The organism is Variovorax sp. J22G73 (assembly GCF_030317035.1).
Lineage (GTDB): Bacteria > Pseudomonadota > Gammaproteobacteria > Burkholderiales > Burkholderiaceae_C > Variovorax.
In genome coordinates this window covers 174922-188677 of sequence record NZ_JASZYK010000007.1, presented here as the reverse complement: position 1 = coordinate 188677, position 13756 = coordinate 174922, and the positions used below count along the sequence as shown (strand labels likewise).

The 13756-nt window shown below is 67.0% G+C and carries 11 protein-coding genes; all 11 read left to right on the top strand.

Annotated elements, in window-relative coordinates; genetic code table 11:
* The 11 genes from QTI51_RS24375 to QTI51_RS24325 all read left to right on the top strand — a co-directional run bounded on the left by QTI51_RS24375 (position 1) and on the right by QTI51_RS24325 (position 13723).
* On the top strand, positions 1–1128 hold the full coding sequence (locus QTI51_RS24375) for a flagellar basal body P-ring protein FlgI (RefSeq protein ID WP_286516372.1): 1128 nt from the start codon (positions 1–3) through the stop codon (positions 1126–1128).
* A 13-nt stretch (positions 1129–1141) separates the two neighbouring features.
* On the top strand, positions 1142–2146 hold the full coding sequence (gene flgJ / locus QTI51_RS24370) for a flagellar assembly peptidoglycan hydrolase FlgJ (protein ID WP_116910949.1): 1005 nt from the start codon (positions 1142–1144) through the stop codon (positions 2144–2146).
* 32 nt (positions 2147–2178) lie between these two features.
* Positions 2179–2700 carry a chemotaxis protein CheW gene (locus QTI51_RS24365; protein ID WP_116911124.1) on the top strand — a complete coding sequence of 174 codons (522 nt, stop codon included), beginning with the start codon at positions 2179–2181 and terminating at the stop codon, positions 2698–2700.
* A 42-nt stretch (positions 2701–2742) separates the two neighbouring features.
* Positions 2743–4308: a methyl-accepting chemotaxis protein gene (locus QTI51_RS24360; protein ID WP_116910950.1), complete on the top strand. Its 1566-nt coding sequence runs from the start codon at positions 2743–2745 to the stop codon at positions 4306–4308.
* A gap of 7 nt (positions 4309–4315) precedes the next feature.
* Entirely contained in the window at positions 4316–4597 is a 282-nt protein-coding gene (locus QTI51_RS24355) for a hypothetical protein (RefSeq protein WP_116910951.1), read from the top strand.
* 8 nt (positions 4598–4605) lie between these two features.
* Positions 4606–6342: a methyl-accepting chemotaxis protein gene (locus tag QTI51_RS24350; protein ID WP_116910952.1), complete on the top strand. Its 1737-nt coding sequence runs from the start codon at positions 4606–4608 to the stop codon at positions 6340–6342.
* A 79-nt stretch (positions 6343–6421) separates the two neighbouring features.
* Positions 6422–8035 (top strand): methyl-accepting chemotaxis protein, encoded by a 1614-nt coding sequence (locus QTI51_RS24345; protein ID WP_116910953.1) that lies wholly within the window; start codon positions 6422–6424, stop codon positions 8033–8035.
* Positions 8036–8051: 16 nt separating this feature from the next.
* The gene (locus QTI51_RS24340) at positions 8052–9647 is read left to right on the top strand and encodes a methyl-accepting chemotaxis protein (protein WP_116910954.1); all 1596 of its coding nucleotides are present in this window, start codon (positions 8052–8054) and stop codon (positions 9645–9647) included.
* A 34-nt stretch (positions 9648–9681) separates the two neighbouring features.
* Positions 9682–11304 carry a methyl-accepting chemotaxis protein gene (locus QTI51_RS24335; protein WP_116910955.1) on the top strand — a complete coding sequence of 541 codons (1623 nt, stop codon included), beginning with the start codon at positions 9682–9684 and terminating at the stop codon, positions 11302–11304.
* 85 nt (positions 11305–11389) lie between these two features.
* Positions 11390–11911 carry a chemotaxis protein CheW gene (locus tag QTI51_RS24330; RefSeq protein ID WP_116910956.1) on the top strand — a complete coding sequence of 174 codons (522 nt, stop codon included), beginning with the start codon at positions 11390–11392 and terminating at the stop codon, positions 11909–11911.
* Between the two features lie 51 nt (positions 11912–11962).
* Complete coding sequence (locus tag QTI51_RS24325; RefSeq protein ID WP_116910957.1) at positions 11963–13723, top strand: methyl-accepting chemotaxis protein; 1761 nt, start codon at positions 11963–11965, stop codon at positions 13721–13723.
* The last annotated feature ends 33 nt before the right edge of the window (positions 13724–13756 follow it).

Below are 13756 nucleotides of genomic sequence, written 5' to 3'. Positions count from 1 at the left end.
ATGAAAAATATCCTGGCTTCACGCACCTCGGCGCTCCTGCGCACCGCAGCCCTCGCGGTGCTCGGCACGCTGTGCCTCGCACCCGTGCATGCCGAGCGGCTCAAGGAGCTCGCCACCATCCAGGGCGTGCGCGACAACCCGCTCATCGGCTACGGCCTGATGGTGGGCCTGGACGGCACCGGCGACCAGACCATGCAGACGCCGTTCACCACGCAAAGCCTGAACAACATGCTGCAGCAGCTGGGCATCACGATTCCGCAAGGCGTGAACATGCAGCTGAAGAACGTCGCGGCGGTGATGGTGACGGCCACGCTCCCTTCGTTCGCGCGGCCGGGGCAGAACATCGACGTCACCGTGTCCTCCATGGGCAATGCCAAGAGCCTGCGCGGCGGCACGCTGCTGATGACGCCGCTGAAGGGCGTCGACGGCGCGACCTACGCGGTGGCGCAGGGCAACATGGTGGTCGGCGGCGCGGGCGCCGCGGCCAACGGCAGCAAGGTGCAGATCAACCAGCTGAGCTCGGGCCGCATTCCGGCCGGCGCGCTGGTGGAGCGCACGGTGGAAGCACCCGTGGGCGCCGAAGGCACCTTCGCCATCGAGCTGATGCGCTCCGACTTCGGCACCACGCAGCGCGCGGTGGACGCCATCAACCGGCAGTTCGGCCCGGGCACGGCCGAGGCCATCGACGCGCGCGCCATCCGCGTGCGCGCGCCCGAGCCGCAGCAGCGCGTGGGCTTCCTCGCGCGGCTGGAAGACCTCGAGGTGACGCCCACGCAGGCCAGTGCCCGCGTGGTGGTCAACGCACGCACCGGCTCGGTGGTCATGAACCAGGCCGTGCGCGTGAAGGACTGCGCCATCGCGCACGGCAACCTGTCGGTGGTGATCAACACCGAGCCGGTGGTCAGCCAGCCGGGCGCGCTCTCGGGCGGCAGCACGGTGGTGGCGCAGACCTCGCAGATCTCGGTGAACCAGGGTGGCGGCGCGCTCCAGATGGTGCGCGGCGGTGCCTCGCTGTCGGACGTGGTCAAGGGCCTGAACGCCCTGGGCGCGAACCCGCAGGACCTGGTGTCGATCCTGCAGGCCATGAAGTCGGCCGGCGCCCTGAGCGCCGAGCTGGAAATCATCTGAGGACGACCACTCCATGACCGTTTCTGCCACCGGCGCCTGGAACGGCGCCGACGCGGCCAGCCGCACCGGCGCGCTCGACCAGCGCTTCGCCCTCGACGTGCAGGGCGTGGACGCCTTGCGCCGCACCGTGCGCACCACGCCCGAAGAAGGCCTGCAGCAGGTCTCGCGCCAGTTCGAGGCCCTGTTCATGAACATGGTGCTCAAGAGCATGCGCGAGGCCACGCCCTCCAGCGGCCTGCTCGACAGCCAGGACCAGAAGGTCTACATGTCGATGTTCGACCAGCAGCTCACGCAGAACCTCTCGGGGCGGGGCGTGGGTTTGGCCGAGTCCATGCTCGCGCAGCTGCGCCGCCAGCTCCCTTCGGGCCCGACCGACTTCGAGGCCGACGCGGCCATCGGCACCAAGCCGATGTCGCTGGAGCCGCGCGGCGGCTTCCCCTACGCGCCCAACGCGGGCATTCCGCTGGGCTCCGCGCCCCCCGGCCGCACGGGCACGCAGGCCGACCTGAGCGTGTACCAGTTCAACAGCGACCGCCGAAGCGCTGCGGGTGGCGACGCCTCGCTGCAGGGCAAGGTCGACGACTTCGTGGGCCGCATGGGCGCCTCCGCGCAGGCGGCCAGCACCGCCAGCGGCGTGCCCGCGCCGCTCATCCTGGCGCAGGCCGCGCTGGAGTCGGGCTGGGGCAAGCGAGAGATTCGCGCCGACGACGGCACGCAGAGCTTCAACCTGTTCGGCATCAAGGCCGACAAGAGCTGGAAGGGCGCCACGGTGGAAACGACCACCACCGAGTACGTCGACGGCGAGCCGCAGAAGGTGCGCGCCAAGTTCCGCGCCTACGGCTCGTACGAAGAGGCCTTCACCGACTACGCGCAGTTCATCACGCGCAACCCGCGCTACGCCAACGTGCTGGCCACCGACGACCCGGCCGCGGCGGCGCACGGCCTGCAGCGCGCGGGCTACGCCACCGATCCGAAGTACGGCGAGAAGCTGGTTCGCATCATGCAGAAGTTCGGTTGAGCCGCGTGCGGCCCACCCTCGAAGGAAATTCCATGACAGACATCGCGGGCACCGCCCACAAGCAGCTGCAGCAGACACAGATCCATGCCGCCGCGGGCACCGCCCGCCTGGAGGTCGTGACCTTCAAGCTGGGCGAAGAGGAATACGGCATCGACATCCAGAAGGTGCAGGAGCTGCGCGGCTACGACGCGGTGACGCGCATTGCCAATGCGCCGGACTACATCAAGGGGGTGGTGAACCTGCGCGGGATCATCGTTCCGATCATCGACATGCGCATCAAGTTCAAGCTGGGCGACCCGACGTACGACCAGTTCACGGTGGTGATCGTGCTGAACATCGGCGGCCGCGTGGTGGGCATGGTGGTGGACAGCGTGTCGGACGTGATCACGCTCACGGCCGAGCAGATCAAGCCGGCGCCGGAGATGGGCTCGGTCTTGGACGCGGACTACCTGATCGGGCTGGGCACGCTGGACGAGCGGATGCTGATCCTGGTGGACATCGACCGCCTGATGTCCAGCGACGACATGGGCGTGATCGCGAAGATCGCGGCCTGAGACAGAACAACAAAGACACAGGGTCCGCGAGGAAAGAGACACATGAAGAATTGGAACGTCGGCCGGCGCCTGGGCGCCGGCTTTGCGCTGGTGCTGGCCCTGGTGCTCATCACCTCGGGCATCGCCGTGCTGCGGCTGCAGCACGTGGGCGAGGCCACCGACGAGATGGCCAAGCGCTCGCTGGTCAAGGAGCGGCTGGCCGCGGCCTGGCAGCTGGGCACCAGCACCAACAGCGTGCGCACCTTCTCGCTGCTCAAGAGCAACGACCCCGCCGTGCAGGCCTACCTGCAGAAGAACATCACGGCCACCAGCGCCGCCATCAGCGAGACGCAGAAGAAGCTCGAGGACATGCTCGACACGCCCGCCGAGCTGGCGCTGAGCGCCGACATCAAGAAGAAGCGCGGCGACTACGTCGAGCTGCGCAACCGCATCCTCAAGCTCAAGGCCGACGGCAAGGGCGAAGAGGCAGCCCAGCTCACCGACACCCAGCTGCTGTCGGCGCTGGACGCCTACGACGCGAGCATTCGCGCCATGGTGGCGCAGCAGCAGCAGGACATCGACCGCACCGCGGCCGACATCGACACGCAGTACCGCTCGGGCCGCGTCTACGTCATCACGCTCACCATGTTCTCGCTGGTGGCGGGTGGGGTGATTGCGTGGGCGCTCACGCGCAGCATCGTCGCGCCCATCGGCGAGGCGCTGCTGATTGCCGAGACCGTGGCCTCCGGCGACCTGAGCAAGGACTTCGAGACCGAGCGCGGCGGCGACTTCGGCCGCCTGCTGCGCGGCATGGGCGACATGGAAGACACGCTCACCGAGCTGGTGACGCGCATCAAGGCCTCCACCGATTCGATCGCGGTGGCCTCGCGCCAGATCGCGGCCGGCAACGAAGACCTGTCTTCGCGCACCGAGCAGCAGGCCAGTTCGCTGGAGCAGACCGCGGCGTCGATGGAAGAACTCACGAGCACCGTGAAGCAGAACGCGGACAACGCACGGCAAGCCAACCAGCTGGCCGTGTCCGCCTCGGAAGTGGCCGTGAAGGGCGGCAGCGTGGTGTCGCAAGTCGTGGGCACCATGGGCTCGATCAATGCGTCGTCGAAAAAGATCGTGGACATCATCGGCGTCATCGACGGCATCGCGTTCCAGACCAACATCCTCGCGCTGAATGCCGCCGTGGAAGCCGCGCGTGCCGGCGAGCAAGGCAAGGGCTTCGCGGTGGTCGCGTCGGAAGTGCGCAGCCTGGCGCAGCGCTCGGCCTCGGCGGCCAAGGAAATCAAGACGCTCATCGGCGACTCGGTCGAGAAGGTCGAAGAGGGCAGCAAGCAGGTGGCCGAAGCGGGCCGCACCATGGACGAGATCGTGGGCAGCGTGCGCCGCGTGACGGACATCATGGGCGAGATCACCTCGGCGAGCCAGGAGCAGACCTCGGGCATCGAGCAGATCAACCAGGCCATCTCGCAGATGGACCAGGTCACGCAACAGAACGCCGCGCTGGTGGAGCAGGCCTCCGCCGCCGCACAGTCCCTGCAGGAGCAGGCCGACAACCTGGTGAGGGCCGTGAGCACGTTCAAGCTCGACGCCGATGAAACCGATGCCCAGGCGGCCTGAAGACTTCGTGCGCAATCGTCTCAGTCCCAAGCGCGCCCTGCGTACAGGTGTCGGCTTTTCCATTCTCCTGTTCATGCTGGCCGGCGCGCTCAGCCTCGGCTTCAAGGCCGGCGCCGGCTACGAGTGGGCCCGCCACGCGGTGTTCGCGCTGGCGGTGATCGCGCTGCTCACGGGCGTGCTCGTGGCCTGGCGCATCACGCGCTCCCTGGCGCGCTCGGTGCGCGACGCCGAGCTGGTGGCCCAGCGGCTGGACCGCGTCTTCAAGAATTTCAAAGCTAGCGACTCCTGACCCTTTTCATGAAATCACTCCTCAATCTCAAGATCGGCACCCGTCTCGGCATCGGCTTTGCCGCGGTGCTCCTGTTGCTGGCCGGGCTGGTCGGCCTGGGCATCAACGCGATGGGCGGCATGCAGTCGCGCCTGGAAGGCATCGTCGACAGCAACAACGTGAAGGTGGCCGCGGTCAACCGCATGATGGACGCGATACGCGACATCGCCATCTTCGACAGCAACCTCATCCTGCTGAGCGACGACGCGGCCCTGCGCGAAGAGAGCAAGAAGATCGCCTCGGCGCGCGACCGTTACACCGACGCGCGCGCCCAACTGGCCAAGCTGATGGTCACGCCCGCGGGCAAGGCGCTGGTGGCCGCCATCGACGAGAAGGTGGCCGTGCTGGTGCCGCTGAACACGGCGCTGTCGGAGTTCGCGCTGCAGAACAAGAACGACGAAGCGACGATGCTCTTCATCACCAAGTTCCAGCCGGCCGTGAAGGCCGTGATCGTGGAGCTGAACAACCTGGCGGCGCACGAAGAACGGCTTTCCGAGGCCGCCAGCGTGCAGGCCCGCGACGGTTATGCCTGGGCACGCACGCTGATGCTCTCGCTGGGCGCGCTGGCAGTGCTGCTGGGCGCGGCCATTGCGTGGTTCATCACGCGCACCATCACCGGCCCCATCGGCCAGGCCGTGGAAGTGGCCGAGAAGGTGGCCGCGGGCGACATCAGCTCGCGCATCGACGTGCATTCGAAGGACGAAACCGGCCGCCTCATGGCCGCGCTGAAGGCCATGAACGAAAGCCTGGTGCGCATCGTGCGCGAAGTGCGCACGGGCACCGACACCATCGCCACGGCCTCCAGCCAGATCGCCTCGGGCAACCAGGACCTGTCGTCGCGCACTGAGGAGCAGGCCAGCTCGCTGGAAGAAACCGCCGCCTCGATGGAAGAACTCACGAGCACCGTGAAGCAGAACGCCGACAACGCACGCCAGGCCAACCAGCTGGCCGTGTCCGCCTCGGAAGTCGCGATGAAGGGCGGCAGCGTGGTGTCGCAGGTCGTGGACACGATGGGCTCCATCGACGCGTCTTCCAAGAAGATCGTGGACATCATCGGTGTCATCGACGGCATCGCGTTCCAGACCAACATCCTCGCGCTGAACGCCGCGGTGGAAGCGGCGCGTGCCGGTGAACAAGGCCGCGGCTTCGCAGTGGTCGCATCCGAAGTGCGCAGCCTCGCGCAACGCTCGGCCGCAGCCGCAAAGGAAATCAAGACGCTCATCGGCGACTCGGTCGAGAAGGTCGAGGCCGGCAGCAAGCAGGTCGAAGAAGCTGGCCGCACGATGGACGAAATTGTCGGCAGCGTGCGCCGCGTGACGGACATCATGGGCGAGATCACCGCAGCGAGCCAGGAACAGACCTCGGGCATCGAGCAGATCAACCTCGCCATCTCGCAGATGGACCAGGTCACGCAGCAGAACGCCGCTTTGGTGGAAGAAGCCTCCGCAGCGGCCCAGTCGCTGCAGGAACAGGCCGGCAGCCTGGTGAAGGCCGTGAGCGTGTTCAAGCTGGGCGACCAGCCCGCGGCGCCCGCGCGCCCCGGCTTCACGCGCATCACCCCCATCAAGCCCATCGCACCGGTCACGAAGCATGGCAGGCCCGTGGCGCAGGCCGCGTCCAAGGCGCTGCCGGCCCAGCGCCGGGCCTCCACGGCCCCGCAATTGGCCATGGCGGGCGACGCCAAGGGCGACTGGACGGAGTTTTGAGAAAAAAGGTCTCAAGTCTGGCGACCTGATGCCGATAACAGAGGGTGGACCCATCCCCCGTTATTGAAGGAAGCGCGCAATGAGTTTGAAGGATCTGAAAATCGGCACCCGCCTGGGCCTCGGCTTCACGGTGATGCTGCTGCTGATGGCACTCATTGCGGGCACCGGCGTGGTGCGGCTCACCAACGTGGGCAAGGCCACGGACGACATGGTGTCGCAGTCGCTGGTGAAAGAGCGGCTGGCCACCGAGTGGCTGGCCAACCTGCGCTCCAACACGGTGGCCAACTTCGCGATGGTGAAGACCACCGATCCGCAGATTGCCGCCTACTTCGCCAAGACCCAGGCCGAAGGCTCGGCCCGCATCAGCCCGGCGCAGAAGAAGCTGGAGTCGATGCTCGACACGCCCGAGGAGAAGGCGCTGTACGCCAAGGTGGCGGCGTCGCGCGCGGTGGTGCTCGAGACCGTGGGCGTGCTCAACAAGCTCAAGGCCGGCGGCCAGCAGGCCGAGGCCAACACGCTGGTCGACACCAAGTTCACCGACGCGCTGGCCGTGTACAGCGGCGCGGTCGAGGCGCTGGCCAAGCACCAGCGCGAGAAGATCGACGCCACCGCCAAGGGCATCGACGCCGATTTCCTGACCGGGCGCACCACGCTGCTGGTGCTGGCCGCCATTGCGCTGGTGCTGGGCGCGCTGTTCGCCTGGCGCCTCACGCTGGGCATCGTGCGCCCGCTGGGCCATGCCGTGACGGTGGCCGAAACGGTGGCTGCCGGCGACCTGAGCGCCCGCATCGTGGTCGAGAGCCGCGACGAAGCCGGCCAGCTGATGCACGCGCTGCGCGAAATGAACGCCAGCCTGGCGAAGGTGGTGGGCGAGGTGCGCATGGGCACCGACACCATCGCCACCGCCTCCAGCCAGATCGCCTCCGGCAACCAGGACCTGTCCGCGCGCACCGAGCAGCAGGCCAGTTCGCTGGAGCAGACGGCGGCGTCGATGGAAGAGCTGACCTCGACGGTGAAGCAGAACGCCGACAACGCGCGTCAGGCCAACCAGCTGGCCGTGTCGGCTTCTGAAGTTGCAGTGAAGGGCGGCAACGTCGTGTCCCAGGTCGTGGACACCATGGGCTCGATCAACGCGTCGTCGAAAAAGATCGTCGACATCATCGGCGTCATCGACGGCATCGCGTTCCAGACCAACATCCTCGCGCTGAATGCCGCTGTGGAAGCCGCTCGCGCGGGCGAGCAAGGCCGCGGTTTCGCGGTCGTCGCCTCCGAAGTTCGCAGCCTGGCCCAACGCTCGGCCGCGGCCGCCAAGGAAATCAAGACGCTCATCGGCGACTCGGTCGAGAAGGTCGAGGAGGGCAGCAAGCAAGTGGCCGAAGCGGGCCGCACGATGGAAGAAATCGTGAGCAGCGTGCGCCGCGTGACCGACATCATGGGCGAGATCACCGCCGCCAGCCAGGAGCAGACCTCGGGCATCGAGCAGATCAACCAGGCCATCACGCAGATGGACCAGGCGACGCAACAGAACGCGGCGCTGGTGGAAGAGGCCTCGGCCGCCGCGCAGTCCATGCAGGAGCAGGCGGGCAGCCTGTCGCAGGTGGTCGGCGTGTTCCGCCTGGACGGCAACGCCGTTGCCGCGCAGTCGCGCCATTCATCGCAATCGCTGTCGCAAATTTCAGCACCAGCACTATAAAAAGGGAGAACAGACAATGCAGTGGTTCCAGAATCTTCGCGTCACCGTTCGGTTGATCCTCAGCTTTCTCGTGGTGGCGGCGATAGGCGCGGCGGTCAGCGCGCTCGGCATCTATCACATGGGGCGCATCAGCGCCTCCACCGAACAGCTCTACGCGAACGAACTGCACGCGCTGCAGGCCGTGCAGGAAGCCAACATCCACCTGCTGTACGCCAGCCGCGCGCAGATGACGCTGCTGTCGGCCGGCACGCGCGGCGAGCGCAACGCGGGCGCGAACGAACTCAAGGCCTCGCTGGAAAGCCTGTCTTCGCGCGCGTCGGAAGTCAGGTCTTTCTTCCAGGAGAGCGAAGAGGGCATCAAGCTCTGGGGCCAGTATGAAAGCCTGGCCGGCCCGCTGGAAAAGCGCATGAGCGACTTCGTGGCGCTGGTCAACAAGCAGCCGCTGGACAGCTCGCAGTTCGACAACCAGGTGAGCGAGGACAGCACGCGCCTCCTGAAGGAATCGCGCGGTCTGGAAGACGTGCTCAAGGGCATGGTCGCGTACAGCAAGGAGCTCGCGCGCGTGCGCGCCGAGCACGCCGACGACATCTACAAGACTTCGCGGCTGATGATGCTGGTGCTGGCGCTGGCGGGCATCGCGATCAGCGTGGGGCTGGGCCTGGTGGTCGCGCGCCTGATGGGCCGGCAACTGGGCGGCGAGCCGCAGTACGCGGCCGACGTGGTGGGCCGCATCGCCAACGGCGACCTGTCGCTGGCGGTCGAGGCCGACACCGCGCACGACGGCAGCCTGCTGCACTCCATCAAGCAGATGCAGGCGCAGCTGACCTCGATCGTCGGGAAGATCAAGGATTCGAGCGACACCATCGCCACGGCCTCGGGCCAGATCGCGGCGGGCAACCAGGACCTGTCTTCGCGCACCGAAGAGCAGGCGAGCTCGCTGGAGCAGACGGCGGCTTCGATGGAAGAGCTGACCTCGACGGTGAAGCAGAACGCGGACAACGCGCGTCAGGCCAACCAGCTGGCGGTGTCGGCTTCGGAAGTGGCTGTGAAGGGCGGCAGCGTGGTCTCGCAAGTGGTCGACACCATGGGCTCGATCAATGCGTCTTCCAAGAAGATCGTCGACATCATCGGCGTCATCGACGGCATCGCCTTCCAGACCAACATCCTCGCGCTGAATGCCGCTGTGGAAGCCGCACGTGCAGGTGAGCAAGGCCGAGGCTTCGCAGTCGTGGCATCGGAAGTTCGCAGCCTCGCGCAGCGTTCCGCCGCAGCCGCCAAGGAAATCAAGACCCTCATCGGCGACTCGGTGGAGAAGGTCGAAGAGGGCAGCAAGCAAGTGGCCGAAGCGGGCCGCACCATGGACGAGATCGTGGGCAGCGTGCGCCGCGTGACGGACATCATGGGCGAGATCACCGCAGCGAGCCAGGAACAGACCTCGGGCATCGAGCAGATCAACCAGGCCATCACGCAGATGGACCAGGTCACGCAGCAGAACGCGGCATTGGTGGAAGAGGCTTCGGCCGCCGCCCAGTCGCTGCAGGAGCAGGCCGGCAGCCTGTCTGAAGTCGTGGGCGTGTTCCGCCTCGGCACCACGCAACCTGCCCTGACCTGAACCGCCCTGACCTGAGAGAAAAGCAAGCAGCATCATGCGTGTCAACCTGCCCATCACCGGCGTCGAATACGAACTCCCGCCAGGCGCAGCCCTGGTGTCCCGCACCGACCTGAAGGGCCGCATCACCTACGTCAACCCCGCGTTCGTCGAAGCCAGCGGCTTCGCGGTGGGCGACCTCATGGGCAAGGCGCACAACATCGTGCGCCACCCCGACATGCCGCCCGAGGCCTTCGCCGACATGTGGCTCTCGCTGGGCCAGGGCCTGCCGTGGACCGGCCTGGTGAAGAACCGGCGGCAGAACGGCGACTTCTACTGGGTGCTGGCCAACGTCACGCCCATTCGGCGCAACGGCCGCGTGCAGGGCTACATGTCGGTGCGCAGCAAGCCGGGCCGCAACGAAGTGGCCGAGGCCGATGCGCTGTACGCCCGCCTGCGCGAAGGCGGCGGCAAGAACATCGAGATCGTGCAGGGCGAGGTGGTGCCGCGCGGCTGGCGCAACCCGATGGCGCGGCTGCGCCGCATTCCGGTGCGCCAGCGCGTGTTCGGCGCGACCACCGTGGCGGCCGTGCTGTCGCTGGGCCTGGGCGCCGCGGGCTGGAACGAAGCCTCGCGCATGGTGGCCGCGGCCGGCGCGCACAGCTGGCTGCCTGGCGCGCTCGCCGCGGGCGGCACGGGCTTCGCGCTCGCATGGCTGGGGCTGGGCCAGTTCCTGGCCCGCACCGTGTTCCGCCCGCTCGACGAAGCCGTGCACGTGGCGCGTTCCATCGCCGGAGGTGACCTGGCGCGCTTCGAGATCCGGCGCGGCGACGAGATCACCGGGCTGCTGCGCGCGCTGAACCAGATGAGCGCCAACCTGTTCGCCATCGTCTCGGACGTGGGCGAGAACGTGGCCGGCGTGATGTCGGCATCGACCCAGATCGCCTCGGGCAACGAAGACCTGTCTTCGCGCACCGAGCAGCAAGCCAGCTCGCTGGAGCAGACCGCGGCGTCGATGGAAGAACTGACCTCGACGGTGAAGCAGAACGCCGACAACGCGCGCCAGGCCAACCAGCTGGCCGTGTCCGCCTCGGAAGTGGCGGTGAAGGGCGGCAGCGTGGTGTCCCAGGTGGTCGATACCATGGGCTCGATCAACGCGTCGTCGAAAAAGATCGTCGACATCATCGGTGTCATCGACGGCATCGCGTTCCAGACCAACATCCTCGCGCTGAACGCGGCGGTCGAAGCCGCGCGCGCCGGCGAGCAGGGCAAGGGCTTTGCGGTGGTGGCATCGGAAGTGCGCAACCTCGCGCAGCGCTCGGCCTCGGCGGCCAAGGAAATCAAGACGCTCATCGGCGACTCGGTGCAGAAGGTCGAGGCCGGCAGCAAGCAGGTGGCCGAAGCGGGCCGCACCATGGAAGAGATCGTGGGCAGCGTGCGCCGCGTGACCGACATCATGGGCGAGATCACCACCGCGAGCCAGGAACAAACGTCCGGCATCGAACAGATCAACCAGGCCATCTCGCAGATGGACCAGGTCACGCAACAGAACGCGGCGCTGGTGGAAGAGGCCTCGGCCACGGCCCAACTGCTGCAGGAACAGGCCGACGGCCTGGTGAAGGCGGTGCGGGTGTTCCGCGCCGATGCGGGCCAGGTAGCCGAAGTGGCCGAAGTGGCCTGAAGCCCCAGACCGCCCCAGACCGCCTCAGCGCCACCCGAACCCACACAGACACACACACAACAGATTCAACCCGGAGAAGATCATCATGCTCAACAAGGCCAAAGACCCACTGAAACAAGCCGCCTCGGCATCGTCCGCCACCGCGGGCACCGCCCGCCTGGAGGTCGTGACCTTCAAGCTGGGCGAAGAGGAATACGGCATCGACATCCAGAAGGTGCAGGAGCTGCGCGGCTACGACGCGGTGACGCGCATCGCGAACGCGCCGGACTACATCAAGGGGGTGGTGAACCTGCGCGGGATCATCGTCCCGATCATCGACATGCGCATCAAGTTCAAGCTGGGCGACCCGACGTACGACCAGTTCACGGTGGTGATCGTGCTGAACATCGGTGGCCGCGTGGTGGGCATGGTGGTGGACAGCGTGTCGGACGTGATCACGCTGACGGCCGAGCAGATCAAGCCGGCGCCGGAGATGGGCTCTGTGCTGGACGCGGACTACCTGATCGGGCTGGGCACGCTGGACGAGCGGATGCTGATCCTGGTGGACATCGACCGCCTGATGTCCAGCGACGAAATGGGCCTGGTCGAGGCGGCCGCCACGGCCTGACGCGCTGACCAACTAACGACGCCTGCACGCTCCATTGCCAGAAGCACGCTCATGAACTTCCTCGCCAACCTCCGCATCGGCTCCCGCCTGACCCTGGCTTTCGCCGTGGTGCTGGGCCTTACCGTGATCTCGACCGCCATCGCGCTGGTTTCCGCGCGCAACAACGCGGAAGCCACGCGCGTGATGATGCAAAGCCCGCTCGCCAAGGAGCGGCTCATCTCCGACTGGTACGTGCTCACGTACTCGGCCATCGCGCGCACCTCGATGATCGCGCGCACCACGGACGAGACCCTGCCCGTCACCTTCGCCGACGTGATCGCCGAGAGCGTGAAGAAGGGCAGCGAGACCATCGCCAAGGTGGAGCCGCTGCTGTTCACCGACGAAGAGAAGGCGACCTACAAGTCCATCATCAACCTGCGCGCGAAGTACCAGGCCGGCAAGGACGAGGTGAGCAAGGCCAAGGCGAGCGGCAACGCGGTGGACACCGCGCGCGCGTTCAAGGAAGTGTTCCAGCCGGCGGCCAAGGCCTACGAGAACGGCGTGCTCGAGCTGCTCTCCATCGAGCGCCGCGACATCGACCGCATGAGCCAGGACATCGACGCGGCGAACACCCGCAGCTTCAACCTGCAGCTGCTGCTGACCGTGCTGACGGTGGTGAGCGGCGCGATCTTCGCGTTCTTCATCTCGCGCAGCATCGTGCGGCCTCTGGCGCGTGCCGTCGAGGTGGCCGAGACCGTGGCCGCCGGCGACCTGAGCGCCGACATTCGCGTGGACAGCCGCGACGAGTCGGGCCAGCTGATGCAGGCGCTGAAGAACATGAACGCCAACCTGGCGAAGGTGGTGGGCGAGGTGCGCACGGGCACGGAGACCATCGCGACCGCTTCAGGGCAGATCGCGGCGGGCAACCAGGACCTGTCTTCGCGCACCGAAGAGCAGGCGAGCTCGCTGGAGCAGACGGCGGCTTCGATGGAAGAGCTGACTTCGACGGTGAAGCAGAACGCGGACAACGCGCGTCAGGCGAATCAGCTTGCCGTGTCGGCTTCGGAAGTGGCCGTCAAGGGTGGCAGCGTCGTGTCCCAAGTCGTGGACACGATGGGCTCGATCAACGCGTCTTCCAAGAAGATCGTGGACATCATCGGTGTCATCGACGGCATTGCCTTCCAGACCAACATCCTGGCGCTGAACGCCGCAGTGGAAGCCGCTCGCGCAGGTGAACAAGGCCGCGGCTTCGCAGTCGTCGCCTCCGAAGTTCGCAGCCTCGCGCAACGCTCTGCAGCAGCCGCCAAGGAAATCAAGACCCTCATCGGCGACTCGGTCGAGAAGGTCGAAGAGGGCAGCAAGCAAGTGGCCGAAGCGGGCCGCACCATGGACGAGATCGTGGGCAGCGTGCGCCGCGTGACGGACATCATGGGCGAGATCACCGCGGCCAGCCAGGAGCAGACCTCGGGCATCGAGCAGATCAACCAGGCCATCTCGCAGATGGACCAGGTCACCCAACAAAACGCAGCGCTGGTGGAAGAGGCTTCGGCCGCCGCCCAGTCGCTGCAGGAGCAAGCCGGCAGCCTCGTGCAGGCCGTGAGCATCTTCAAGCTGGGCGCGGGCGAACCCGCGCTGGCGCGCCCGGCGGCATACGCGCAGTTCGGTGCGCGTTCCGGTGCGCGTTCCGACATGCGTTCAGCTACCCACGATCGTTCCGCGCAGATCCCTGCGAAGACCAAGGCCAAGGCGCTGCCCACCGCGCGCCCCAAGCCGTCGTTGCCCGCCGCGCCGCAACTGGCCGCGGCTGGCAGCGGCGACTGGACCGAATTCTGAGCCTGCCGCGGAACAACAACACACAACAGGTCA